15 protein-coding genes are annotated in these 26,439 nt (G+C 53.6%); 14 read left to right on the plus strand and 1 reads right to left on the minus strand.

Going from position 1 to position 26,439, the window contains the following annotated elements; translation table 11 throughout:
• The first annotated feature begins 31 nt into the window (after nucleotides 1–31).
• The 3 genes from recQ to Tam1G_RS05775 all read left to right on the plus strand — a co-directional run bounded on the left by recQ (nucleotide 32) and on the right by Tam1G_RS05775 (nucleotide 3,291).
• Nucleotides 32–1,966 carry a DNA helicase RecQ gene (gene recQ / locus Tam1G_RS05765; RefSeq protein WP_101625769.1) on the plus strand — a complete coding sequence of 645 codons (1,935 nt, stop codon included), beginning with the start codon at nucleotides 32–34 and terminating at the stop codon, nucleotides 1,964–1,966.
• 124 nt (nucleotides 1,967–2,090) lie between these two features.
• Nucleotides 2,091–2,585, plus strand: coding sequence for an S-ribosylhomocysteine lyase (locus tag Tam1G_RS05770; RefSeq protein ID WP_033889558.1), 495 nt, complete (start codon nucleotides 2,091–2,093; stop codon nucleotides 2,583–2,585).
• 163 nt (nucleotides 2,586–2,748) lie between these two features.
• Nucleotides 2,749–3,291, plus strand: a complete 543-nt coding sequence (locus tag Tam1G_RS05775; RefSeq protein ID WP_033889560.1) for a GNAT family N-acetyltransferase — start codon at nucleotides 2,749–2,751, stop codon at nucleotides 3,289–3,291.
• 52 nt (nucleotides 3,292–3,343) lie between these two features.
• On the opposite strand, the gene Tam1G_RS05780 is transcribed toward Tam1G_RS05775, so the two are convergent.
• Nucleotides 3,344–4,819: an APC family permease gene (locus Tam1G_RS05780; RefSeq protein ID WP_101625770.1), complete on the minus strand. Its 1,476-nt coding sequence runs from the start codon at nucleotides 4,817–4,819 to the stop codon at nucleotides 3,344–3,346.
• 283 nt (nucleotides 4,820–5,102) lie between these two features.
• Between Tam1G_RS05780 and alr the strand changes: the two genes are divergently transcribed.
• The 11 genes from alr to pdxT all read left to right on the plus strand — a co-directional run bounded on the left by alr (nucleotide 5,103) and on the right by pdxT (nucleotide 26,375).
• Nucleotides 5,103–6,461, plus strand: a complete 1,359-nt coding sequence (gene alr, locus Tam1G_RS05785) for an alanine racemase (RefSeq protein ID WP_101625771.1) — start codon at nucleotides 5,103–5,105, stop codon at nucleotides 6,459–6,461.
• Nucleotides 6,462–7,238: 777 nt separating this feature from the next.
• Nucleotides 7,239–10,955 (plus strand): Spy0128 family protein, encoded by a 3,717-nt coding sequence (locus Tam1G_RS05790; RefSeq protein ID WP_101625772.1) that lies wholly within the window; start codon nucleotides 7,239–7,241, stop codon nucleotides 10,953–10,955.
• A gap of 213 nt (nucleotides 10,956–11,168) precedes the next feature.
• Nucleotides 11,169–12,773, plus strand: a complete 1,605-nt coding sequence (locus tag Tam1G_RS05795; protein WP_101625773.1) for a SpaH/EbpB family LPXTG-anchored major pilin — start codon at nucleotides 11,169–11,171, stop codon at nucleotides 12,771–12,773.
• Between the two features lie 243 nt (nucleotides 12,774–13,016).
• Complete coding sequence (locus Tam1G_RS05800) at nucleotides 13,017–13,583, plus strand: transposase (RefSeq protein WP_207553076.1); 567 nt, start codon at nucleotides 13,017–13,019, stop codon at nucleotides 13,581–13,583.
• A 412-nt stretch (nucleotides 13,584–13,995) separates the two neighbouring features.
• A complete protein-coding gene (locus Tam1G_RS05805; RefSeq protein ID WP_101625774.1) occupies nucleotides 13,996–15,465 on the plus strand; it encodes an NfeD family protein in 1,470 nt (489 codons plus the stop codon).
• Nucleotides 15,466–15,683: 218 nt separating this feature from the next.
• Nucleotides 15,684–16,970 carry a deoxyguanosinetriphosphate triphosphohydrolase gene (locus Tam1G_RS05810; RefSeq protein ID WP_101625811.1) on the plus strand — a complete coding sequence of 429 codons (1,287 nt, stop codon included), beginning with the start codon at nucleotides 15,684–15,686 and terminating at the stop codon, nucleotides 16,968–16,970.
• Between the two features lie 78 nt (nucleotides 16,971–17,048).
• Nucleotides 17,049–19,139: a DNA primase gene (gene dnaG / locus Tam1G_RS05815; protein WP_101625775.1), complete on the plus strand. Its 2,091-nt coding sequence runs from the start codon at nucleotides 17,049–17,051 to the stop codon at nucleotides 19,137–19,139.
• 171 nt (nucleotides 19,140–19,310) lie between these two features.
• Complete coding sequence (locus Tam1G_RS05820) at nucleotides 19,311–22,130, plus strand: transglutaminase domain-containing protein (protein WP_101625776.1); 2,820 nt, start codon at nucleotides 19,311–19,313, stop codon at nucleotides 22,128–22,130.
• 221 nt (nucleotides 22,131–22,351) lie between these two features.
• Nucleotides 22,352–24,529 (plus strand): S8 family serine peptidase, encoded by a 2,178-nt coding sequence (locus Tam1G_RS05825; protein ID WP_165781920.1) that lies wholly within the window; start codon nucleotides 22,352–22,354, stop codon nucleotides 24,527–24,529.
• A 250-nt stretch (nucleotides 24,530–24,779) separates the two neighbouring features.
• The gene (pdxS, locus tag Tam1G_RS05830) at nucleotides 24,780–25,655 is read left to right on the plus strand and encodes a pyridoxal 5'-phosphate synthase lyase subunit PdxS (protein WP_033889567.1); all 876 of its coding nucleotides are present in this window, start codon (nucleotides 24,780–24,782) and stop codon (nucleotides 25,653–25,655) included.
• Nucleotides 25,656–25,736: 81 nt separating this feature from the next.
• The gene (pdxT, locus tag Tam1G_RS05835) at nucleotides 25,737–26,375 is read left to right on the plus strand and encodes a pyridoxal 5'-phosphate synthase glutaminase subunit PdxT (RefSeq protein ID WP_101625778.1); all 639 of its coding nucleotides are present in this window, start codon (nucleotides 25,737–25,739) and stop codon (nucleotides 26,373–26,375) included.
• The last annotated feature ends 64 nt before the right edge of the window (nucleotides 26,376–26,439 follow it).

A 26,439-nucleotide genomic window follows, 5' to 3' on the forward strand; every position in this document is an offset into this window, starting at 1 on the left:
GCGCTGCATTCGATGCGCTATGGTGGGAGCCATGACGGCACAGGATGCAGCGCTCGCCGCGCTCAAACAGTATTACGGTTACGATTCATTCCGGCCCGGCCAGCAAGGCATTGTTGAAGCCCTGCTTGCCGGCCGTGATGTGTTGGGCGTGATGCCCACCGGCGCCGGCAAATCCGTGTGCTATCAGATTCCCGCGGCCTTGCTGCCGGGTGTCACTTTAGTGATTTCGCCGCTGATTTCCCTCATGCGCGATCAGGTGGATGCGCTGAATGATATTGGTCTGCCGGCCGCATTCATTAACACCACACAAGACATGGACGAGCAGGCTATGGTGCTTGCCCAAGCCGCTGCAGGGCAAATCAAACTGCTGTATGTGGCTCCGGAACGCTTGGAAACTGGGCGATTCCGCGATTTTGCCGCCCGTACGCCGATTTCCTTGATCGCAGTAGATGAAGCCCATTGCGTTTCCCAATGGGGACAGGATTTCCGCTCTTCATATCTCGGGATTGGCGAATTCATCGCCGGGCTCCCCAAACGCCCGCCGGTTGGTGCATTCACCGCCACCGCCACTGAAGATGTGCGGCGCGATATTATCCAACTGATTGGTCTACACAATCCTGCGGTCACTGTGACCGGTTTCGACCGGCCGAACCTGTTTTTTGACGTGGTCAAGCTCGAAAACAAATACAAGACCGCATGGGTGTGCTCTTATATTGCCGAACATGCGGATGGGTCCGGCATCATCTACTGTGCTACCCGCAAAACCACGGAAGAGCTTGCCACCACGCTCAACGATATGGGGCACAGCGCGGTCGCCTACCACGGCGGCATGGCTGCGGATGTTCGCGAACGTGCCCAGCGTGATTTCATCACCGACAAGGTGCCGGTGGTAGTGGCCACCAACGCGTTCGGCATGGGCATCGATAAATCCGATGTGCGCTTCGTAATCCATTACAACATGCCGGAATCCATCGAAGCCTACTATCAGGAAGCTGGACGCGCCGGGCGAGACGGTGAACCCAGCCGTTGCACGTTGCTATGGAACGAATCGGATATTGTGACGCGTCGCCGGCTTTTGGACGATGACTATGAAAATGAGCGCATGACTCCTGAACGGCAGGAGCGGAACCGTCAGCATAAGCGCAATTTGCTGAATGCCATGATTGGTTATTGCCGTACCACTGACTGCCTGCATCGGTATATGACCCGGTATTTTGGTCAAGAGCTGGAGATGACTGCACCCGATGTCGCCAATAGCGGCAATAGCAAGTGCGGCGCATGCTCCAACTGTGAAAGTACATTTGCCACCACGGATGTGACTCAGGTAGCGCGTGCCATCAGTCGCTGCGTACATGATGTGAACCAGCGCGTCGGCGCGGGAAAGATCGTCAAGATTTTGCGCGGTTCTCAAGCCCAGGATTTGGCATGGTTGAACCCTGAACAGCTGCCTACATTTGGCATGCTTAAAGATGCCAATACTGCATTGATTCGCGATGTGTTGAATCAGATGGCCACGGACGGTTACCTTTCTATTGCTGAGGGACGCTTACCCATTGTGCAATTCGGTGAGCATGCTGCGAAAACTGTTGCACCTGATTTCCATTACGAGATTAAGAAAGTGGAGCGCAAGTCGTCGTCTCATGCGGCAAATCGTGGCGCATACGCTGGGGGAGCGGTTGGTGACAGTGAGTCTGGCTCTGCCGTGCCTCTGAGCTCCTATGTGCCGAACGATGATGCTGGAGCATTGTTCCAGAAGCTGCGTGAACTTCGCCGAACTATTGCGCAGGAAATCGGCAAACCGCCATATATCGTCTTTTCGGATAAGACGTTGCGCGATATGGCTGTGATTCGGCCGGTTACCAACGCGCAGTTCCTGGCCGTAAACGGTGTGGGCGAGCATAAGCTCGAGCTTTACGGCAAGAGATTCATGGAAGTTGTTGCCGCGTTTAATGCTGGTAATGCGTAAGCACTCGTAATAAGTCTCAATAACAAACGTCTATAGCGAGCCTGCAAGTCGCGCGCGCACAAGCCGTTATTGCTGGCTACGATGGTCAAACAGAGCAAGTGCAAACACAGTAGAAAGGTGAAGCATGGCAGAAGAAACTCAGGAAAAGCCTGTTGTCGAGTCGTTCCAGCTTGATCATACGAAGGTCAAGGCTCCATATGTGCGTTACATTGATACCGAAAAGGGGCCGCACGGCGATGTGATCTCCAATTATGATTTGCGCCTGACCCAGCCGAACAAGCAGGCTATTCCGACCGGTGGTCTGCACACCATCGAGCACACGATTGCCGTGCTGCTGCGCGAACGTATTCCGGGCTACATCGACTGCTCGCCGTTCGGCTGCCGCACCGGCTTCCACCTGCTGACCTGGGGCGAGCATCCCACTGAGGAAGTAGCCAAGGCGTTGAAGGAATCCTTGGAATTCATTGCCTACAAGGCAACTTGGGATGATGTGCCGGCCACTACGGAGAAGAGCTGTGGCAACTACCGTGATCACAGCCTGTTCACCGCTAAGGAATGGGCGAAGCAGATTCTCGAGGAAGGCATCAGCTCCGATCCATTCGAACGCAAAGTTGTCTGATTGAATTTTCGCTTGTTAGCTAAGCGTCTTTGAGACAATCCCCGTCCACGCTATGACGTGGGCGGGGATTCCTATATCAACGTCATGATAGGTTTACCGTCAGTTCAACCATTCGTTTTTGCGTGATGGGCAGTATGCGAACGGCACAGAAAAGAGGTAAGAGGTGACTCAGGCGAATATTGCGAATAAGGCGACGGGCCGCCGATTCCGCCGTGCCACAATGCACGACTTGCCTCAAATGCAAAAGATTTACGCACATGCGCGCGCACTCATGGCTGCGAATGGTAATCCTACGCAATGGGGTACGGAATTTCCACGCGAATCTGTGATTATCGATGACATTGCCAATCAGCGCACGATGCTGCTGGTCGATGTGCATAATGGTCGCGAACGGATTCTGGCCCAGTTCGCCCTCTGCCCGGGCGAAGACCCGACGTATGCTTCCATCGATGGCGCGTGGCTTGATAATGACACGTACGTGACCATTCACCGTATCGCCTCATCCGGTTTGGTGCGCCATGCCGCGCGCGACTGCATTACTTGGGCATTGAAGCATTACGGCAACGTGCGCGCCGATACGCACCCGAATAATAAGGCCATGCAGCATGTGTTGGAAACCGCAGGATTCGCCCGCTGCGGCCTGATTCAACTGTTGGATCGCCCCACGGATACCACCAGAATCGCCTATCAAAGACATGAATGGTAGTAATAAAGCCCCTCAAATGAGGGGCTTTATTACTACCATTCAGCGATGCTGATTATTTGGTTGTCTCAGCTTCAGCGGCTTCGACATAATCATCGGTAACTTCAGGTTTGTTGCCATGCTCAAGCTTGGAGCGCTTGCGGCTGTAGCCGAAGTACACAATCAGACCCAAGCCGAACCAAATGGCGAATCGCACCCAAGTCTCCCAGTTCAAACCTGCAATCAGCACAAAGCAGAACACAATGGAGATAATCGGTGTGAACGGTACGAGCGGAGCCTTGAAACCGCGATGCGCATCCGGCTGCGTCTTGCGCATCCACAGAATACCTGCGGACACAATAATGAATGCAGACAGTGTACCGATGTTCACCAGCTCGAACAGCACGTTAATGTTGATGAAACCACCGGCGATAGCGGTCAGAATGCCGAAGAACCAAGTGCCCTTGAACGGGGTGCGGTACTTCTCATGCACATGGCCGAAGAACTCCGGGAACAAGCCGTCGCGGCTCATGGCATAGCAGATACGGGACTGGCCGTAGAGCTGCACGAGCATCACCGTGGTCATACCAATCAGAGCGCCGAGATTCACAATCACGGCCAGCCAGTTCAGGCCGGTGGCCAGAATCACGCCGGCGACCGGAGCGTCGATGAAGTTAGCGAACTCCTTGTACGGCACCACGCCGGTCATGATGAACGTCATCACAATGTAGAGCACCGTGGAAATAGCCAAGGAAAGCAGAATGCCCTTCGGCAGTGTCTTGTTCGGGTTCACGGTCTCCTCAGCGGAGGAAGAGACTGCATCGAAGCCGATGAAGCTGAAGAACACAATCGAAGCGGCGGGCACAATGCCATACGGCTGAGTGGAACCAGGCTGGAAGGTGTAGATGCCGTACGGGGAGAACGGCTTCCAGTTGGCCGGGTTCACAAACCATGCGGTGCAGACGATGAACAGCACAATAATAATGAGCTTGATCATCACCATAATGTCGTTAGTGCGCTTAGTTTGATTGATACCGATGGACAACACCCAGGTAATCAGCAGCACAATCACGAAACCAGGCAGGTTGAAATACGTGGTGACACCCGGAGTCGTGCCATAGGCGGCGGTCAATTCAACTGGCAGATGCAGGCCGAAGCCTTCAAGCAGTTTGTTGAAATAGCCAGACCAGCCGGCAGACACGGTGGCCGCCTGCAGAGCGTATTCCAAAATAAGATCCCAGCCAATGATGAAGGCGATGAGTTCGCCGAACGCCAGATAGGCATAGGAGTAAGCGGAACCGGAAACCGGCGCCATAGAAGCGAATTCGGCGTAGCACAGGCCTGCAAAACCGCAGCAGATAGCGGCAAGCAGGAACGAGACGGACAGTGCCGGGCCGGCGGTAAGCGCACCCTTACCGGTAAGCACGAAGATACCGGTACCGATGATCGCGCCGATGCCAAGCATCGTCAGATCAAACGTGTGCATAGTGCGCTTTAGAGGAGTGGATTCAGATACAAGCTGATCCACGCTTTTTTTGCGGAAGAGATCCATGTTCTTCTCTCATGAACTTGGTTTATGGGGCTAAACCGGACGGATTTCCGGGATCCCGGCACGCCTCAACGCCGGGAATCAAACAACGGGTCGCGTAATTGATTGGAATTATGCTTAAGAACCGTATAGTTCGGTAAGTCTACGCTGCACTTGCGGACAACAATGTTTCAAGTCCGCGATAAGGGCCGTTTATGTGTAACTTTTGGGTTACTTTTCGTTCAAAGTTTGCTGAAATGTGGCCTTATGCCCCACACGTCACATTGTCGCGCAAGAATAGGGACTCATGAGCATGAATGCAGCACCTGATATTAGTTTTTCCGGCGAGCAGGGCAAGGCCAATTATGCGGCCGCCCGTCGCCAATACCCCGCACAGGCCATTGTGGATTTGAAGGCCTTGCGAGACAACATGGCGCATCTGGTTTCCGTGGTTGGCGGCCCGAACTCCGGTACTGCGGTGATGGGCGTGGTGAAGGCGGATGCATACGGCCACGGTCTGCTGCCTGCTGCTTTGGCTGCCTTGGCTGGCGGCGCCACTTGGCTGGGCACTGCGCAATCGCATGAAGCATTGCTGCTGCGCAAGCTGGGCATCGGCCCTGACCGCTGCCATATTTTGACTTGGGTCTATAACGGCACCGAAGTTCCGTTCGATGAGCTGATCGCCGCTGATATTGATGTTTCCGTGGGCTCTCTGCCGGGCATTGATGCCGTGGCCGCCGCTGCTCGCAAGCTGGGCAAGCCGGCTCGCGTGCATGTGAAGGTGGACTCCGGCTTTGGCCGCAACGGTTTCACTCCGGCTGGCTTTGACGTGGCACTCGCCAAGCTGGTGCCGCTCACGAAGGAAGGCGTGATCCAGATTATTGGCCAGTGGAGCCATTTGGCTGTGGCTGATTCGCCGGATGTACCGGAGTTCGTGGCTTCTACTGATCGTCAGATTGAAACGTTCAAGGATTTCACCCGCCGTATGGAAGCCGCTGGCATTCCGCCGCAGATTCGCCATTTGGCAAATACCGCGGCCACATTGGATCGCCCGGAGATTCACTTCGAACTGACTCGCCCGGGCATTGGATTGTATGGTTATGAGCCGGACCCGGCTATGGGCACTCCGCGCGATTGGCATCTGACCCCGGCCATGCGCCTTCAGGCCCAGCTTGGCACCGTGAAGGATGTGGAAGCCGGCCACGGCATCTCCTATGGCCGCACTTATTTGACTCCGGACAATACTTCCACCGCCATCGTGCCGCTCGGCTACGCGGACGGTATTCACCGTTTGGCTTCTGGCTTTGATATGGAAGGCGCCAAGCATGTGGAGAAGGAAGGCGGCCCGGTGCGCATCATGACCACTCAGGGTCCGCGCCTGTTGCGTGTGTGCGGCCGCGTGTGCATGGACCAGTTCATTGTGGACTTGCACGGTTCCGCCGCTGAGCTTGGCGTACATGAGGGTGACACGGTGGAATTGTTCGGTCCTGGCCGCGGTGAGGACTTTGCCGAGCCGACCGCCGATGATTGGGCTCGCGCCGCCGACACCATCAGCTACGAGATCTTCACTTGCTTGAGGAACCGTATTCCGCGCCTCTACGAGCACGCCGCTGAGGTGTTGCCGCCCGAGGATTTGGCCAAGCTCGACGCTGCCACCTTGTTGTGAAGCGGTTGAGTCTGGGATTGGTTCCGGTGTAGGGGGAATCTTCCTGAATTTTGGACACTGAGGTTCTGTCAGCGTCCAAAATTCGGGTAAACAACGGTAATCTCCCGAAATCTTTGTACTGAGTCCCTCTCAGTGCAAGGATTTTGGGTAGTGTGGCCTATTCTCCGGAATTTCTTGTACTGACGGACTCTCAGTACAAGAATTTTGGGAGGTGTGGCTTCGCTGCCCGAATAAGTTGCGCTTAGCGGTGGAGAAAGATGCACTTAGCGGCGGTGGGGGAGATGAATATAGACCGGTGATTGGAATAAAGACCGGAAAAGGGATAAAGACCGGTGATAAATACAAGACAACAGTAAACACAAGGTAAATTACTCCTTTATATAGAGTTACTCGAGGTCTTCCGATATATTCGGAAGACCTCGTTGTGTTTCTGGCTATAGCCTGATATGGTTAGCAAGTATTCACTAACAAAATGTGTGTGGTGATTGTGCGCCACGCCGGTGAGCGTTCCACATTTTGTGGTTAATTTCACGTAACCCCCTATGGGAGGGTGGTTCTTAATGCCCCTTGCGATGCATGGGTAACCCCGCGCAAAGGGGGTATATCCACATTTCTTGAGTCATTTTAGGGGGCTGTAAACCGCTATTTTAAGCCGTTACGATGCGTTTTGTATGAGGCCTTGAAGAGGTTGTGCATACCCGCTGAAGGGGTAAAACTTCGGGGCCCGCAAGAACGAGAACGCTGACGCATGAAAATGCGGGAAGAGAAGAGACGGCAATGCGGAAGATTGCGGATCTGCTGAACGAGGCGAAGAAGAGGACCAGTACAACCGTCAACCGGGCGACGGCTGCAATTGTTGCGCTCGCCATGCTGGGCACGGTTGCCGGCGTAAGTGCTACGGCTATGGCCCAAGACGAGAATGCCTCCGACGCTCAGACACAAACCACCCAAGCCACCCAAGCTCAGACCACGGATGGTCAGGCTGCGGATGGCCAGGGTAGTCAGGCAAACAGCACCCAGTCTGATGCTAATGCGGCACAAGTCGATGATGCACAGGTCGCCGAGACTCAGACGATTCAATCTGATAATTCTGGTGCCAACGATTCCGCTTCCGACGCTTCCGATGGTGGCATTTCTCCATATGCGCTGAATGATTACACCGTGCAGGGTGTCTCTCCGAGCGGCACGACGATTAACGCGTTTGATTACTGGGTGTGCGACACGGATCCGACTCAGGACAATACAGATTGCGATGGCATAGGTGATAGTGGTATCAATGCAGGCCACAATCTTAAGTTCCGCACCAATGACAACACATTTAGGGATTCGATTAATAAGTGGACTACAAACTCTACGCCGCGTCAGGGTTTGGTATCCAATACGCTTGTTGACGGTTATCCGCAATTGAACTCGACGTATGACAGTGAGTCGCTGTCTTATCTGTTTAACGGCAACAATGTGAATGGTAAGAGTTCCTATATGGGTACGTCTGGTCTGCTGCAGGTTGATAGCAAGGGATACTACTATTACAACGCACTGGCTACCGCATATCAGAACGGCACATTCGATAGTGCGAATTTCGCTACGCTCGACACGAATTCGAAGGCTTGGACGCTATATAACACTTGGGCTGTGCACGCTGGTGGCAATGATTCGTCCATGAATGGTCAGTTCTTCCCATTCAATCATGCCAGCACGGTTTTCTCCGAAGGAAGGAATGGCCTCGCTCAGAGAAATATCGAGTCCAAGGCTGGAGCGCTGGACCATTACTTCGGTTTGTCGATGTCATCCCGCTTTGTGCAGCCAACGAATGGTGTCATTGAAGAAGGTGTTGGCAAGGGTGAGACCATGCAATATCACTTCTCCGGTGATGATGATGTGTGGGTGTACATCGATGATGTGCTGGTCGGCGACTTGGGCGGTATTCATAACGCATCCACACTGGATATCAACTTTGCGACCGGTGCTGTGAGCGTGAGTGGCGTGCGACAGACTAATTTGCGCGCGTTGTATGCCGCAGCGCAAAAGACCGGTGCGACTACTTGGCGCGGCAATACCTTTGCCGATGGCACATATCACACATTGAAGTTCTTCTACTTGGAGCGTGGTAACACCGATTCCAACATGAGTCTGAAGTTCAACCTGAAGACGATTCCGGAAAGTGAAATCCATAAGGTTGATCAGAACAACGGTGCGGTTGCTAACGCCGGATTCACCCTATACACGTCGGACGCTCAGTACGGCAATCTGGTGGAGGTTGGCCACGGCACGACCGATGCCCAGGGCACGCTGGTTCTTCAGGATGACGAGGGCAAGATCGTCAGCTTTGATGATCTACATACCCAAGGCAAGGATTATTACGTACTCAAGGAAACTTCAGTTCCGGCCGGTTACCGTCAAGGTGCGGCAAGTACGGTGGGCTTGTACCTGCATTACGTGGAGGACACGAGTTCCACATCCGGTACCAGGAGCGGCGTGGTGGTGTCGTCCTATAACAAGGATGATGCCGGCAGCCTATGGAATACCGGTTCGTTGGCGCTGGGCAAAGTAACCACGACCGCGTCCACTGAAGTCAAAGATATTGATGGCAATGATGTCGACCCGAGTCAGGGCATCATGTTTGCTGTTGTTCTCAAGCATGACAAATCCAAGAGCATCGATGATGCCGATGCGTGGCGTGGCGTGTACGGCAGCCAGTTGGGTGGTTGGAAGTATGAGACCACTGGCGGCATGGATGGTATCGTAAAAACCATTAAAGCCATGAATCCGAATGGCGGTACTGCAAACGTGTTCACGTTGCAGACGAGCGGTAGCTATGCCGTCACCATCGAGGATATGCCGGGTGACATTCAGCAGTACTACTACATGCTGCAGGATAACCAGAAGAATGATGCCGACTATACGGTGGCGTATTACCATTCGACGGCTTCCACTGTCAACGGTGTCACAGCTGACAACACGAGGCGTCTGGACTTCTCCGGCTTCTCACGTCAGTTCTCCGCGAACTTCTACGTGTCGAACATCAAGAATGAACTGTTCGTGCAAAAGGTGGATGAGTCGGGCAAGTCGATTGCTTCGTATGCTCAATTCAAGTTGTATCGATTGAGTGACAGTGTGACTGGCGATGGTGACTGTGATTCCGTGGACACCGCTAATGCGGCGGCGTATGATACGCTCAATGTCAACGGAAATACCAAGCCGGACAACTTGGCGATCAACGGTTCTGGCATCATGCCGACCGCTCAGGCGAACAATGGTGCAGGCACGCTGAACAGCGGCACGTATTGTCTTGTGGAGACTTCTGCGCCAACGAATTACAAGGTAAACGAGCACCGGTCGAAGATTGTGGTGACTAATTCTGGTGTCTTTGCCGATGCAGGTACACAGAACGATGGTCTTAAGGTGCTTCGCGGCGTTGGCTGGCTGGTGCGTCCGTTGTCAATGTTTGCCACGAACGACGATGTGAACAACACCCTGACTTGGGTCAAGAGCACGCCGGGCACTGTGACTGGCTTTAATACGGGCTCTGGTTCCGATGCCGCCGGTACTCCGAATGTGTCCTTCGACAGCGTTACGGCGTATCGTAGCAAGGTTTCGGCCGGCGAAGTCACGGCAAACACTACGACCAGTACTGATGCATTGCAGCTGAAGTACGACACGGTCGGTGAAGGTGCTGTACTGACGAATGGTTATAGCCCTCGTAATGCTGACGGAGACATGATGTACATGTTTGATACGGGCATGGGCATCATTAGCACGACTCAGGATGGCGTAAATAAGGAAGATTCTGATTACAGCGAGTATGCAGATCATATGGATCTAGGTTCGACTCGTTTGAGTGGTGCCGTCACTGGTTCGGTCGTAGTGCAGTTTACCGATGGTACCTATGACGCGAAGGCTCGTATTTCGCTCAACAAGAAAGTCGTAGGTGGTAACTGGTCTGGCGCGAATAACAAGAACTTCACGTTCACGTTGATTCGTACGGATAGTGAAACCGGCGAAGTGACGGCGGGCGAAACGAAGCTCACTCAATGCACGGCTGCCGACTGGAATGATTGCTCGACCTTGTCCGCTCATACCGTCGGTGAGATTAGTAGTGGCTCGACGCAGCGAGTTGGTGTGAAAGACGATGGCTCAATCACTGATGGTGCATTTGCGGAGATGACTTTTGGTCAGCAAGGTACGTACACGTTCTCGATTGCCGAAAAGAAGGACACGGTTGCGGGGTGGAACTTCGATACGAAGACCCATACTGCAACGGTCACAGTGGCTAGGAACAACGACGGATCTCTGACTGCAACTGTCAAATACGACAACGACGGTGATGAGATTCCAACCTTCACGAACTCCTACGTGGCGGTTTCTGCGCTACCGCTGACTGGTGGCATGTCGGCTCGTAACTGGCTGATCTTCGGCGGGCTTGCAGTGGTTGCCGCTGCGGTGGTCGCAATGATCGTCAACGAGTATCGCAAGCGCAACGGGCTGATGCTCTGACCCGAATCTGTGGTCTTCGGCTCCTCTCCTTGAGGGGAGCCGGCACTGCAGGTGACTGAGGGGAGCGGTACACGATTATCCCTCACACAATCAAAGATTTGCGGATCGCGAAGGTGCATGGGAATGGGCCCGAGCCTCCGCGATTGCAAGAAAACACCTGCCGGTGGTCTCCTCTGCCGGCACAAGAAGTAATTAAGGAAGAGAGGATTTCTCATGAAGATGAGGAAGCTTTTCGCGGGTCTCGCCGCTGCGGCGACCCTGCTCGGTGGCCTGGCCATCAGCGCCACCACCGCTAACGCGGCATCCAATGATGCTGCCACCATCACGGTGAACAATGCGCAGGAGGGACACACTTACACTGCCTACAAGTTCGCCACATTCGATAATGCTCAAGGTACTGACGATACCGCCACTTCCGTTGACGTGAACACCGAGGCTGCTTGGAAGGAAGCCGTATACAAGGCTGCTGATGTTGCCAACGGCGATGCTGCTGTTCCGGCTGAGTACGGTGCTCCTACCGACGGTGACTACTCTGGCACCAACGCGGCTGCGTATGTCGCTACGTTTGATGCTGCGACCGCCCGTAAGTTTGTGGATGAGCTGTCCAAGAACATTCCTGCTGGCCAGACTGGTACGGCTGCGGCTGATGGTTCCATCTCTGTGACCGAGGGATGGTTCCTGGTCACCGATTCCTATAAGAGTGATAACGAGACGAAGACTGGTAAGTCCGCTCTGGTCGCCACCCAGATCAAGAACGGCGACAACACGTTCACCAAGATCGACCTGAACAAGGAAGGCGGTCAGAACGACATTGAGACGCTCGGCGTCTTCAACGCCAAGAACGAGAATGCTCCTGTTCCGCCGACCAAGACTGTGGATAAGACCGCTTCGACCGTGAACGTCGGCGATGTGCTGACCTACACCATCACCGCCACGGTTCCATCTACCGCTTCCGGTTACGATCCGTACAAGTTCACCATTTCCGATAACGCATCCAAGGGCCTTGATGTTACCCAGTCTGATTCCAATCCGTTCACTGTCGTGGTCAAGAACTTCGACGCGAACGGCGACAAGACGCTTGCAGCTGGCACTGACTACACGCTGACTCAGACCGGTAACGCCGCTCAGGGCACCAAGACCACCATTGTGTTCGACAATGTCAAGGACTACGCCGGCAAGGATATTGTGGTCACCTACAAGGGCACTGTGACTAAGGATGCTGTTGATTCCGTTACCAACACTGCTTCCGTGACCAATAACAATGATCAGACTTCTGAAGGTACCCCAGTCACCAAGTACCTTGGCAAGTTCGACTTCACTAAGATCGGTGTTGATGCTGACGCCAATGGTCTGGCGGGTGCTGAGTTCAAGGTCAAGGGTACTGATGGCAATGCTATTAAGTTCTCCCAGGATGCCGATGGCACTTACTATCCGGATGCCAATGGTTCTGACACTCTGACTTCCGCTGCTGGTGAGCAGGGCAAGCTCGCCAAGGGTAAGATTGCCGTCCGTGGTCTTGCCGCTGGCACTTACACCGTCGAGGAGACCAACGCTCCGAGTTCTTACGCTCAGAACTTCAAGGTCACCTTTACTGTCGTGATTGGTGAGAATGGCGGCGAGGGCACTCTGCAGCAGGATGCTCTGCACCAGGTTGATACGACTGCTAAGACCGTCAAGAACGTCAAGTCCATCACTCAGCTGCCGCTGACTGGTGCTGCTGGCACTGCACTGTTCGCCGTTGTGGCACTGCTGCTGGCTGGCGCTGGCGTGACCGTGTTCACCAAGAGCCGTGGTACCAAGCGTGCACTGAACGCGTGATGCATAGCATGCAGCTTGTTCGTCATGAGCAAGATGCGTGTGTAATAAGGAAAAGGACGCGTCAGCCAAATCGGTTGCGCGTCCTTTTCTGTATCGTAATTAATTTGTTGCCTTTTTGAATTAATTGTCCTTGCATACTTAGGTTCGTTATAGATACCATCTAGATATCTAAACGATTGCAGTGCTTGGCTGACACAGCTATGCCAAGCGACGCATTCCGAACATATTTTCAATGTGATGCGAGTGAGTCGAACGGAGGCCGCTGTGGAAATCGGCGAGTTCACGAACGAGGAGATTGCTTATCTGCGTTCGTTGCCGGCTGTAGAACGCGTAACCAATGGGCGTATACGGTATACGGAGCAGTTTAAACGAGAATGTATCCGACGCTATCTGGCTGGCGAATCTCCTGCGCGTATTTTCCATGATTCCGGGCTGGATTCATCTTTGATAGGGTACAAGCGCATCGAACGTTGTATTGCTCGATGGCGTGCCCATTACGGTGATGAGGTGGCTGCTGAGCCTATCAATGCTGATGCTCACTCTCAAGTGGAAAGCTTTGTGGCCGACCGTACCAATGAACGTACGTTCACGCCGAAGCTACGAGTACGTAACGGTAAACGGGATTTACGTGATCTTCTGATTGCACAACAGGTGCGCCGCATCGCTGAACTCGAGCACGATCTTGAAGAGACCAAGCATGAGCTCGAAGAGGTGCAGCATTTTCACCCCGTCGAAATCCACGATGCAGCTGGCGAAGAGACCGCACCCGTCGAAACCGAAAATTGGCCTGGGGGGGGGGTATCCGATTAAGGCTTTTTGCAGGATGTGCGCATAACGCTAAGCGTTGTGGCCTAACGAACTCCATATTTCCGGAGTTATGTACCATTTTTGACGTCCTCAGTTGTGTCAGCGTTCTTAATGCCCCAAAATTCGTACACGGACGCTGACCCGACCTAAATGATGGACACTGACGTTAACTCAGCGTCCATCATTTAGGGTGGAGGACGTTATTCCCTAAATTTCGGACACTGACTTAGCCTTAGTGTCCATAATTCCGGGTGAAGGCCCTTATTCCTCGAACTATGGACGTTGATTCCTCATATAGGAGTAGGGAAAAGTCTCATTTCCATACGAGGGGGTATGGGAACGTTACAAAATGAGATTATTACTATAAAATACTATCTCTTTTACCGGGAAGAATTAGAAGGGTGATGTTTGATTTATGGTAGAAAAAACTACGGATGTAAAAGCTAAAAATCTATGGTGGAGAATAATTGTTAATGGAGCTGTCAGTATATTTGTGTTTTTGGGGTTTTATGCGGGTGTTTTTATAGTGCATAAGGGTTATAATCTTATCCCTTATTCTATTAAGTTATTGTTTGATAATTGGTGGTCAATTTTTAATAAAATAAAAACGTTCACGATATATTCCAGTGTAACGTTTATTTCATTTATTGTTATATCTATAGTACAGATTATTGTCACTATTTTTCTGTTGCATGAGGCAAGGGGAAAATTTGATAAGAAGGAGAGGGGCGTTTTAAAGGGGACTGCTTTTATATCCGTGGTTACAAGCTCATATGTGAATGCTATGCTCGTTCTTTTCCTTTCTGGTAATAATGTCACACCTTACTGGTGGGAATTTTTTGTAATGCTTATTGCTGGAATTGGGCTCATCTTATTTACCGTATTGTTTGTTCCTAGCACTCCGGTTTCTAGCATACGAGTATGTGAAGCGATGATTTTACTAAGTGTGACGGGTATTCTATTTTATGTGGTTCCATTCCCTAGCCATATGCCTTGGTCTCTTATTTATTCGTTTGCAATAGTTGCAGGATTGTGGATTACAGTTGTTCTATTCCTTGATTGCATTCCAGAAACACATATGGGAATGCAATTTCTTGATCGAATTACGACATTGCATGTTCGGCATATGCTTTTCCGCTGCCATATGCGAAATGTTGACTCTTTGGATGTTAATAATCCAGTGGAATGGGACAGTCAAGCAACTAAGATTGTTGTCAATCATTATGACGATTGTAAAACGAAGGTAATTTCTCTCAATGTTATTGCCTGTATTATTATCCCCATTACCGTTTTAGATTGGGTGAACGAGAAAATTCCGGAGAACTTGTTAAAAGCTATCACTGCGGATTCAGGTACAACTTTTCTTTTGCTGATGATTACTTCTCTAATCGTTTGTGTTGTTCAAATGATTCGCTCCTATTACTGGAGAAGAATTCAGACGCTGACAATTGCAATGGCTGAGGTGCAAACGTTGCGATACGACCCCAACGGGAATGTTGCGGAGAATAATCTAGATGCGCAGCAGAAAACAGATGAATCGAAGGAAGCGAAGAAGGTAAGGAAGCCTAAGAAACAAAAGAATACAAAGGATTCGCGTAAATCTCAATACCAACAATTGCAGGATTCTCTTACTTGCAGAGAGATGAGGGGAACTGTTATCAAAGTCAAATCGCCGAAGGAGGCTTTGAATCTTAAGGATGACATCAATCTGACTTGGAATACTCAGTCGGATGGCAAAGGTATGACATGGAAACCGGGAACACTTCATGTAGTCAATGAAGATATTGTTCTTTACGCATGTGATTCTCAAGAGAATCAATCGGTAGGAGATGCGAATATCGCTGCAACCGTGACACCAAATCGGCAGACAGAGATGCAATCATAATTGGCTATTTAGGTTAGGTGTTTGCCGTTGCTTTCCATCGGCAAACACCTGTTTGGTGAATCTTCGTATGCTACTTCCTGTTCACTTTGGTGCTGCACCCAGTGATAGCAACGATTCCGTTCTTTCATGAGCGAGTTTTCGGAGTTCCGGCATATTTCTGGGGGATGTTGGCTAGTTTCGTTCTTAAAGCTCGTCCGGTTGCCATCTATGCTGGGGTTATGGAAACAACACGGGATGGGGAACCGGTACTGGTTAACGAGGGGTACAGTGCTTTCGATGAGGAGCGTTGGGCTCCGGAGCCTCCTAAATCCAAGTCGCGCACCGCTTTCGAACGCGATCGCGCGCGACTCATTCATTCGTCTGCGTTGCGGCGGCTCGGTGCTAAAAGTCAGATTTTGGTGGCCGGCACCGATGACTTCGCCCGCACGCGGCTCACTCATACGTTGGAAGTCGCCCAAATAGGTCGCCAAATCGGCGCTTTGCTCGGATGCGACCCGGATGTGGTCGATTGCGCTTGCCTTGCGCATGATCTCGGCCACCCGCCATTCGGCCACAATGGAGAACGAGCGCTTGCTGAAATCGCCAAGAATATCGGCGGCTTTGAAGGTAATGCGCAAACCATGCGCATTCTGACCCGTTTGGAGCCTAAAGTATTCCACCCGGATGGTCGTTCAGCTGGCGTGAACCTGACCCGTGCCGCGTTGGATGCGGCGGTCAAATATCCGTGGACTTTGGCAGAAGCCGACCAGCATCCGAAAGGGGAGAGGTCCAAGAAATTCTGCGTCTACCCAGATGATGAGCCTGTATTCCGTTGGCTGAAGCAGCACGCTCCTAAGGCTGCTAAGCCGATGGAATGCCAAATCATGGATCTTTCCGATGACATTGCCTACTCGGTGCATGATGTGGAAGATTCCATTGCCACTGGTGCATTCGATCCGATTGTATTGGCCGACCCGCAGATTCTCGATCATATTATTGAGCAGACGCGAGCTTGGTATGGAACGAAATGGGATGCCGATAAGCTGCTCGCCGCATTCATGCGATTCCGCCGTGAACATGTGTTCCCCGCACACTTCAACGGGTCGCGGCAGGCTTTAGCACAGCTGAAAAACATTACATCCGATTTGATTGGGCGCTTCTGCTGGTCGGTGGAAACCGCCACCAGAGACATGTATGGGAACGGTCCGTTGACGCGATATTCCGCCAATATCGTGATTCCCGAGGAAACCAATTACGAGATTGTGGCGCTCAAAGGCATTGCTGTGTATTTCGTTATGGCACCGCGCGAACGCGAACCGTTCCATGAGGAAGAACTCAAAATCGTCGAAGATCTGATTGACGTGCTCATGGCTGATTCTCCAGCTCCCTCAGACGCTTTGGAAAGTCAATTTTTGGAAGACTGGAACGAATCCACCAATGACGACGAACGCCTTCGCGTCGCCGTCGATCAGGTAGCCTCCCTGACCGATGGCTCCGCCCTAGCCCTCCACTCCATCCTGTGCTGATGTAGCTTCTTTCATCAGGATTGAAAGGGCAGGGCAAAATTTTACCCTGTCCGTAATCAGGCGGTAGTCTAGAGAACTATGGTCGGGATGATTAAGAAAGAAGACGTTGAGAAGGTGCGTGCTGCCGCGGACCTATATGACATCGTATCCGCGACCGTAACGCTGAAGCCATCCGGCACTGGTACGTATGTGGGTCTATGCCCCTTCCATGACGAGAAAACCGGCAGCTTCAATGTGCGCCCTTCGCTTGGCGTATGGCATTGCTTCGGCTGCGGTTTGGGCGGCGACGTATTTAAATACGTGGAGCAGTCCGAAAACATTGACTTCCGCGAAGCCGTGGAACTGCTCGCGGACAAATACCACATCGAACTGCATTACGAGAACAGCGGCAATGCCGCAGGCCGTCCGGACGGCACCGGCTCCAAACGCACGCGTCTGCTGGAAGCCTGCGAGGAAGCGCAGCGATTCTTCGTCTCGCAGATACTGACCCAGGAAGCATTGCCCGCGCGCAAGCTGCTCGGAGGCCGCAATTTCTCGCAAGCCGACTGCGAACGCTTCGGCTGCGGTTATGCGCCGCAAGGCTGGGATAATCTCGTACGCCATTTGGCATCCAAAGGCTTTACGCAAAAAGAGATCCTTGACGCTGGTCTGGCACGCCAAGGCCAGCGCGGTATCTACGACTACTTCCGCGGCCGTGTAACCTGGCCTATCCGCGATTCGACCGGCCGAACGCTCGGTTTCGGTGCCCGCAAACTCTATGAGGATGACCAGATCGCGGCGAAATACATTAATACGCCGGATACACAGCTGTACCGTAAAACCCAAGTGCTGTACGGCATTGATTTGGCCAAATCCGCGATTGTGAAAAAGCGCCAAGTAGTGATTGTGGAAGGCTACACGGATGTGATGGCCATGCATTTGGCCGGCATCGACACCGCCATCGCTACCTGTGGTACCGCATTCGGTGCCGAACATGCCAAAATCGTGCGTCGCCTCATCGCCGATGATTCACTGGGTGCTGTGCAATTGGTTGGTCCGCTTAAGGTTAAGGACCAACCGTTGAGCTCGCGCATCGTGTTCACATTCGATGGTGATGCGGCCGGTCAGAAAGCCGCATTGCATGCATTCGGCTTGGACTCGGCATTCCTTTCCCAAACGTTCGTGGCCGTGGCCGATGACAATCTCGACCCTTGCGATTTGAGAATCGAACGAGGCAATGAGGCAGTGCGCTCGCTCATCGCCCATGCCAAGCCGCTCTACGATTTCGTGATCGATGCCGCCATTGCACGCTTTGACTTGACGTATACGCCAGGCCAAGTGGGCGCAATGAAGGCAGTGGCACCGCTCGTGGCACAAATTCGCGACCGTTCCCTCTGGGATGCGTATGCGCGTAAAGCCGCAGGACGCATCGGCGTGGATTTGGAAGTAATGCGCCGCGAAGTCATGACCGCGCGCCGCCAAATGCATGTGCGCGACGAAGACGCATACGCCGCCAAACGCCGCTTCCAGAACGAAGCTCTACGCGTGGAACCCGGTACCAATCCATACGCCAACCCGGCTGCGCGCAAAGCGTTGGAACGTCAAGATGCCAAGGAGCAAGCGTACTTCAAAATTGATGATGCCGTGTTCATTGCCGAACAGCAATTCATGGCCACGCTTATTCAAGTGCCGCGCGCCATTGACCGCACGATGTTCAGTCAGCTGACGCTCGACCATTTCATGAGCCCAGTATTCCGCACCCTATTCCAAGCGATTGCGGCAGCGGGAGGATTGCCCTCCGATGACACTCCGCAAGGCCTATGGATGCATAACCTCACCAAGGCCGGTGGCCCCATGCTCAATCAAGTAATCAATGAGCTGGCCGTTATGCCATTGCCATTGCCGGGAGATGATACGGGGAATGGAGCTCAACCTCCGCAACCCAACGTGCCAGGCAATGCTGCGGCCGTGCAATTGCGCCCCGCCACCAAGGAAGAGCAGCGGTATGCCTCCGAACTGCTCACCAGATTGTTGGACATGGGCTTCATGCGTCAAATCGGTTTGGCCAAACGCCGTATGGTCCAACTGCCGGACGGTGAAGAGAAGATTGCGCTGCTCGGACAAATCACTCGCATGGAAACTGCGCGCAAGGATCTGCAAGCACAGGTATACGGCAATACCGTCGGATAATGAGTAATGCACATATGAACAATGGTTGTACACGTTGAAAATCAGTAGCGCGATTATTTCGCGCTACATCTTTCAGTGCTAAGCTCGAGCTCAACGTGAGTAACGTCACGGCGGTACAGAACGAAGGGGTTTTCCGAAGTATCTCGGAAATATTGAGAAGGGCGAATCACCGTGGAATCGCAGCAGCCGAGCAACGACAATAACCAACCATCCCAGCCGTCCGGGCAATGGCAGCAAGGTCCTGGGCAGAACACCGGCGCGAACCAGTGGCCGCAGCAAGGCCAGTACAATTCGCAAGGACAGTACAGTCAATACGGTCAGTATGGCCAGTACAACCAGTATGGTCAGCAGTCGCCTCAACCTGCGCAGCCGCAATATCAGCCAGTGCAATACGCGCAGCCGCAGCAACCGCAGCCTACACAACCGCCATACCCCGCGCAATACCAGACGAACCCGGCACAGCAGCCCAACCCGCAACAGCCACAAAGCCAATGGCCGCAGTCTCCTCAGTATCCTCAACCTCAATACCCACAAGGGCAGCCAGCATATCAACAGCCTCAGCAATATCAGCAGTATCAAGCCGCGCAGCCAGGGCAGCAGCCTTACCAATCGCAGAATCCAAGCCAACAGACTGGCTACCCCACTCAAGCGCAACCCGGCGCGCAGAGCACATCGCATAAAGCCAAGCATCCTAAACGAAACAAGCCGGCACAAACGAATCCCAAAGGCCAAAAGCGCAAGCCGAAATGGTGGATCATTCTTATCGCCATCGTTGTGGCGCTGGCCCTAGTATTCGGCATCGCATCAGTTGCCGGCTATTACATGCTGAAGGCGGACGGTGCCATCGACGGCATCATGGCCGACTCCACCATGCCCAACAAAGAGCAAGCCTACGCCGGCATGCCCAGCGACAAATACCAGTTCAAAGACCCCATTGCCGTAGATACCTATTATGAGTTCGAACTCATCATGAAGGATCCGGTCAAGATCAAAGACAGCGTCAAGTGGGGCGAGGCCCAGATGACGGGCGTTGATCTGAGCCTTGATGATTGTGTTCGCGTCTACCAGGATTCCTCATTCGGCGTGCCAGTGCCCACATCGACGATTGCCACCGAACCATTTAACGACAAAGAAGGCACGGGCACCATCACGGTGTCGGGCAACATGAATTTGCCGAAAGACATGCAGCACGGTGATTCCATCGGCAAGGAGCGCGGTTTCCTGCCTTCGGACGGTTATTACTACGTGCAGTACGTGGGCGCGAACGGCAAGAAACTCACCAAGCCCATCGTGCAATTCTTCCGCGTCAAGGAGCACACGGATATCACCCGCTTGCCGCAGGTGAACAATGTGACGCCGGTGGTGAACAAAGACGGTGGCGTCGACATTTCCTGGGACAAGGTCGATGGCGCGAAGTCGTACAACGTATATGCGTACATTCGATTCCAGGCGCGAGGTAACGAGGGCGACGAAAACTACTCGCCGGAGCACTTCAGCCTGGAGAAGATTGGATCGTCCAGCAAGACGCAGCTGTTGTCCGCCGACTACGACAAGCCCAAGGAATACAAGGATGATACGCTCGGCACTAGCGTGTTAAAACAAAACATGGCATTCCAGTCGCTGGCTGTGGAAAGTCAGGATTACCTGAATCGATGCGAGAAGGACACGTCTGAATATTGTGCCGAAGCGTTGCAGGAAGCAGGCGGCGGTTGGGATGCCGAGTCGGCCGGCAAACTGTACTTTGTGGTTACGGCAGTGGATAAGGATGGCCACGAAGGCCGTTGGCATGCTATTGACGCCAATAATCTGGTGCCCACCATACCCATCGGGCAGGCAACGCAGGCTCAGACTGATCAATGGTCTTACGGTCTGAAAGGTGTCTTTGGTGAAGACAACACCGTTGAGGAAGACATGCAAGCCTACGTGTACACGTTCGTGGAAATGGCGAACGGAGCCACCGTGGCTGTTCCCAGCGAATTCAGTGATTTGACGAGTAACGGCCGCAATGGCTGGAAATTCATTTACAGTGCTCCGGGAACTAAGATTAAGAACACTGGAAATTTGTATTACGAAGGCGACCTCACTCAGACCTTCAGCCAAATCACCAAGGCTGCCACGGATGCGCTGCCTAAGGCTGGTGGCGTCTTGGATCGGTTGAATTCGGTCGGCAAAACGGACTGGACCGGTTACGACAAGAAGAAGATTGATTCCGACACCAAGGAATCGCCGTTCTTCAGCTACGCGTCCACTGATTTCGGCAAATATCTGGCGAACAATATTCTCAATGGCCATGAAGTGATTGACATCACCAAGTATGCCAGCGACGAATATCAGACCAGCACGCAGGATGTGATGTCCGAGGTTATTTACCAGAATCCGTATATTGCCGTCGATTCGACGCGTGTGAGTTACACGGTTCGTAAGAATGGCAATAAGACCGTGATGTGGGTCAAGTATCCCGAGAATTACCAGCAGCGCCAGAAGGAAGTCGAGTCTTTGGTGAACTCCGTTAAGGGGCAGTTCCAGGGCTCCGACAGTGACAAGGCGGTTGCCATCGACCAGTACCTGGCTGGCAAGATGGAATATGACTATGACTCGATTAGCACGCTGGGAGACAAGAATACTTCCAAGAGTACGTTTGACAACAGCAATACTGATGTGCTGGAGAAGTATCCGAACGCATGGAGTGTGTACGGCATGGTTAGCGGCAAGGGCGTGTGCATGTCTTACGCCTACGCGTATCAGGTGCTGGCCAAGGCTGCGGGATTGGATAGCCGTGTGGTGGTCGGCTCCGTATCTGGAGCGAAGATATCTCACGCGTGGAACTACGTGCATATCAATGGTGAGTGGCTGCTCATCGATTCCACATGGGATGATACCGGCAGCACGGCCTACGACAAGTATCAGCTCAAGAAGCCATCCGACGTGACCGACCATTTTGCCTTTGAGCAGGGCTGGACTTTGGCCTCCGAAGCTGGCAACTACAAGTAGGCAATAGATGCGGCGTTGTAGTACTGATGTGCTGCAACGTACCGTCGCCTCGTAATGCGTCTCCTCTGCCCTCTGCAGAGGAGACGCATTTTTGATTCCTGCCGATGATGATGTTCTCAAAATTGAGAAAATGTCCAGATTTGAAACATTCCCGCAATTATCATGTGGCCGAACGTTTTGTGCGCCGATGGTGCACAATGATCGCACATGAGAGGGAAGACATGACAACATTGCGCAATGCTGCCGCATGCGGCATAAGCATCGCGCTTGCAGCCGGCCTCTGCCTAGCAGGTCTGGCATCAAGTGCACAAGCAGAAACAGCCTCCACTGTGGTTTCGCCAGCCGCCCAAGAAGACGGCGTGCGTAACTATGTGCTGAACCTGCCGGAAAATACGTCTGCAAATCAGCTTGCCGCAGTAGTGAACGCGGCCGAACAATTGGGTGCCAAGCCGCTTATGCAATATCCGCAACTGCACGCCGTGTTCGTTCAGGCGCAAGCCAAGGATTTCGCACAGCAGGTTGCCGCCGCTTCTCAGAAAGCCGGCGTCACATTGGATTCGGTTGGAACCACGCGTACCGCAGTTGTCACCGGCCAAGAGGATTTGTTCGGTGACGATAGCAGCAATGCTAGCTCCGGTGCGGACAATAACGATGATGTGAGCGCACAGTCGGAAGCAAAGCTGGAAAACGAGGAATCGCAGTCCTATAAGACCGCCAAGAATTCCGCGCAATCCAAGGATGCTGATGCTTCCGATACCGACAGCACGAATGCCAATGGGCCTACGGCATCCAGCGAATCCGATCCGGATGTAACGGAAGATAAGGCATGGGGTGTTATTGCCACCGGTGCAAGCCAGGCATTGCCGGTTATCGAACATAATGTGGAGCTCGCTAAAACCGTGGTGGGCATCCTTGACTCCGGTGTGGACGACACCCACCCGGATATTGCTCCGAACTTTGATGCCGCCGATTCCGCCAACTGCAATGTGAACGGTATCCCGGATAATTCCTATGGCGCATGGCGCCCGACTTCGAACGCGCACGGCACGCATACCGCAGGCACTGTGGCCGCTGCACACAACGGCATTGGCGTGGACGGTGTGGACCCGCAAGCCACCATCGCCGCAGTAAAGACCGGTAATGATGATGGCCTCCTGTACCCAGAGTATGTGACCTGTGCAATGGTGTGGGCTGCCGACCATCATTTCGCCGCCACCAACAACAGCTACAGCGTTGACCCGTGGCTGTACTGGGTGCCGAGCGATCCCACGCAGACCGCCGGTTACGAAATCATTCGCCGTGCGGTGGCATACGCCACCTCGCAGAACGTGGTGACCGTGGTGGCCGCCGGCAATGAAAACTCCGATCTGGACCATCCGACCACCGATTCCGAAAGCCCGTATGACGGCACCGCCATCCCGGACCGTGATGTGAGCAATGGTGTTCAGCTGCCATCCATGCTGCCCGGAACGGTAATCGTTTCCTCCAGCCGCAAGGCTTCCGTAACCAATCCGGGAGCCGGCATGTTCCCATTGACTCGCCCGGATGACCCGTATGGTTCCAACTACGGTAAGAAGACCATTACCGTGAACGCTCCTGGCGACCGTATTTATTCCACGACTCCGGTCACGCCGGTGGATTGGAATAAGGCTTCGTACGACACCTTCAGCGGCACTTCGATGGCCACGCCGCACGCTACCGGCGTGGTGGCTCTGATTCGTGGCATTCACCCTGATTTCACCGCCGCTCAGACGGTTGAATTGCTCAAGAAGCAGGCCGGTTACGATTACGATCTCATCGCACCGCCTACCGATGGTGCTGAATTCCGCGGTGCCGGCTTGGTGAACGCCTATGCTGCCGTGACCAAGGATCAGCCGCAGCCCAAGGTGCAAAGCGTGGAATACTCCACGGACGGCGGCAATACGTGGGCTTCGTTTGCGGATGGTACGCGACTGACCGGTACGGTTGAAGTGCGAGCCACGGTGGGCGGCTCGGTGTCCGCCGTTACGCTCAGCAGCGGAGACGTCAAGGAGCAAGGCACTGCGGAAGCTGGCAAGCCGGTTACCGTGACGCTGAAGCTTGACTATTCGAAGCTGGCTAAGGATGCGGACAGTGAGCTCTCCATCGCCGCAGACGGCTTGAACTCTGCGCCTGATGCGGACGATGACATCAGCCAATCCGTGCATTTCGTGGCCGCAGCTGCCGATAAGGGTAACAGCGGCAACAAGCCGGGTACTGGCACCGGGGATGCAAATAAGGATCATGCCAATACGGCAAAGCCTTCTGCCAAGAAGCCGGGCATGCCGTTGACCGGTAGCGATATCGCCGCTATTGCTGCGGCGGTCGCCGTGCTGGTGGTTGCCGGTGGTGTGGTGCTGGCGGTTCGTCGTCGTGCATGATACGGCAGATTAATGCCCTCGATGGCTGACTGATTGGTTGACTGGCCAACTGATAGTCGGTGATTTGAAGCGGGAATGTGCTGGATATTGGCATATTCCCGCTTTTGCTATGCGGAAGCTGATGGAATTGGATGGGTGAAGAGGTTGGCGATTGGCCCCATCCAAATTGGACTGGTTTGGTGGTGTGCTTATATGCGTGCCTAATAATGAGCGGGACGATAACGTTCACTTTCAAACGAAGGGGATACTCATGGCAGGCAATCGTGCGGAACTCAACCGAAACTTGGCTCAGATGCTCAAGGGCGGCGTCATTATGGATGTCACCACGCCCGAACAGGCGAAGATTGCTCAGGATGCAGGCGCTTGCGCGGTCATGGCGCTGGAACGTATTCCGGCCGATATTCGTGCAGCTGGCGGTGTTTCCCGCATGAGCGACCCGGCCATGATCAAGGGCATTCAGGAAGCCGTTTCCATTCCGGTTATGGCCAAGGTGCGTATCGGACACATTGCCGAAGCCCGCATCCTGCAGGCCATCGATATCGATTACATCGACGAATCCGAAGTGCTCTCTCCGGCCGATGACGTGTACCACATCGATAAGAACCAGTTCGATGTGCCATTCGTGTGCGGTGCAAAGAACCTGGGCGAGGCGTTGCGTCGCATCGCCGAAGGTGCTGCCATGATTCGCACCAAGGGCGAGCCCGGCACCGGTGATGTGATTCAGGCCGTGCGCCACATGCGCACGATGAACAAGCAGATTCACGAGCTGGTCTCCCTGCGCGATGACGAAGTATACGAGGCGGCCAAGCAGCTCGCCGTGCCTTACGATCTGGCCAAGTACGTGCACGACAACGGCCGTCTGCCTGTAGTGAACTTTGCCGCCGGCGGTGTGGCCACTCCGGCCGATGCCGCGCTGATGATGGAACTGGGCGCGGAAGGTGTGTTCGTAGGCTCCGGCATCTTCAAGTCCGGCGACCCGGCCAAGCGTGCCGCCGCCATCGTCAAGGCCACTGCAAACTGGCAGGATGCGGACCTGCTCGCCAAACTGTCCGAAAACCTTGGTGAAGCTATGGTCGGCATCAACGAAGACGAAATCCAAACCATCATGGCCGCTCGCGGAGAGTGACAATGGCGCTTCCCTTCGGCTCCCCTTCCAGGGGAGCCGTCAGCTTTGCTGGCTGAGGGGTTACCGTAAAAAGAGGACGTAATGGTTGTAGCTGTTGAATACATATCCAAAGAAGAATCAGATGACGCCGAACGCGCGACCCACGGCGTAACCGGCATTCTGGCCGTCCAAGGCGCATTCGCCGAGCATGCCGCCGTGCTGGATAAGCTTGGCGCCCCGTGGAAACTGCTGCGTGCCGCCGAGGATTTCGATGATTCCATCGACCGTGTGATCTTGCCGGGCGGAGAATCCACCACACAAGGCAAGCTGCTGAAGTCCACTGGCTTGTTTGAGAAAATCGATGCACACATCAAGGCTGGAAAACCAGTGTTCGGCACCTGCGCCGGCATGATTCTCTTGGCTAAAAAACTCGATAACGACCCGAATGTGTATTTTGGCGCGTTGGATGCCGTGGTGCGCCGCAATGCGTACGGCCGCCAGCTTGGCAGTTTCGCCGCCACCGCGAATTTCGGGCAATCCGGCTCGCCGGACTATATCGCTGACTTCCCGCTGGTGTTCATTCGTGGACCCTATGTGGTGTCCGTTGGCCCTGAAGCCTCCGTGGAAACCGAAGTGGACGGTCATGCGGTTGCTTTGCGGCAAGGCAGGATTCTTGCCACCGCATTCCATCCGGAATTGACGGACGATACACGCATCCACGAGCTGTTCCTCTCACTGTAAATTGCCCACGGTGTGGCAATTACTCCACGGTGTGGCAAATCTTTCACGGTGTGGTTTTCGAAAA

This window comes from Bifidobacterium imperatoris (assembly GCF_002860405.1).
GTDB lineage: Bacteria > Actinomycetota > Actinomycetes > Actinomycetales > Bifidobacteriaceae > Bifidobacterium > Bifidobacterium imperatoris.

What these genes read in the sequence shown, in the direction of transcription:
- recQ (WP_101625769.1), top strand. Translation starts at nt 32, where the DNA reads ATGACGGCACAGGATGCAGCGCTCGCCGCGCTCAAACAGTATTACGGT.
- Tam1G_RS05770 (WP_033889558.1), top strand. Translation starts at nt 2,091, where the DNA reads ATGGCAGAAGAAACTCAGGAAAAGCCTGTTGTCGAGTCGTTCCAGCTT.
- Tam1G_RS05780 (WP_101625770.1), bottom strand. Translation starts at nt 4,819, where the DNA reads ATGGATCTCTTCCGCAAAAAAAGCGTGGATCAGCTTGTATCTGAATCC.
- alr (WP_101625771.1), top strand. Translation starts at nt 5,103, where the DNA reads ATGAGCATGAATGCAGCACCTGATATTAGTTTTTCCGGCGAGCAGGGC.
- Tam1G_RS05790 (WP_101625772.1), top strand. Translation starts at nt 7,239, where the DNA reads ATGCGGAAGATTGCGGATCTGCTGAACGAGGCGAAGAAGAGGACCAGT.
- Tam1G_RS05795 (WP_101625773.1), top strand. Translation starts at nt 11,169, where the DNA reads ATGAAGATGAGGAAGCTTTTCGCGGGTCTCGCCGCTGCGGCGACCCTG.
- Tam1G_RS05805 (WP_101625774.1), top strand. Translation starts at nt 13,996, where the DNA reads ATGGTAGAAAAAACTACGGATGTAAAAGCTAAAAATCTATGGTGGAGA.
- Tam1G_RS05810 (WP_101625811.1), top strand. Translation starts at nt 15,684, where the DNA reads ATGGAAACAACACGGGATGGGGAACCGGTACTGGTTAACGAGGGGTAC.
- dnaG (WP_101625775.1), top strand. Translation starts at nt 17,049, where the DNA reads ATGGTCGGGATGATTAAGAAAGAAGACGTTGAGAAGGTGCGTGCTGCC.
- Tam1G_RS05825 (WP_165781920.1), top strand. Translation starts at nt 22,352, where the DNA reads ATGACAACATTGCGCAATGCTGCCGCATGCGGCATAAGCATCGCGCTT.
- pdxS (WP_033889567.1), top strand. Translation starts at nt 24,780, where the DNA reads ATGGCAGGCAATCGTGCGGAACTCAACCGAAACTTGGCTCAGATGCTC.
- pdxT (WP_101625778.1), top strand. Translation starts at nt 25,737, where the DNA reads ATGGTTGTAGCTGTTGAATACATATCCAAAGAAGAATCAGATGACGCC.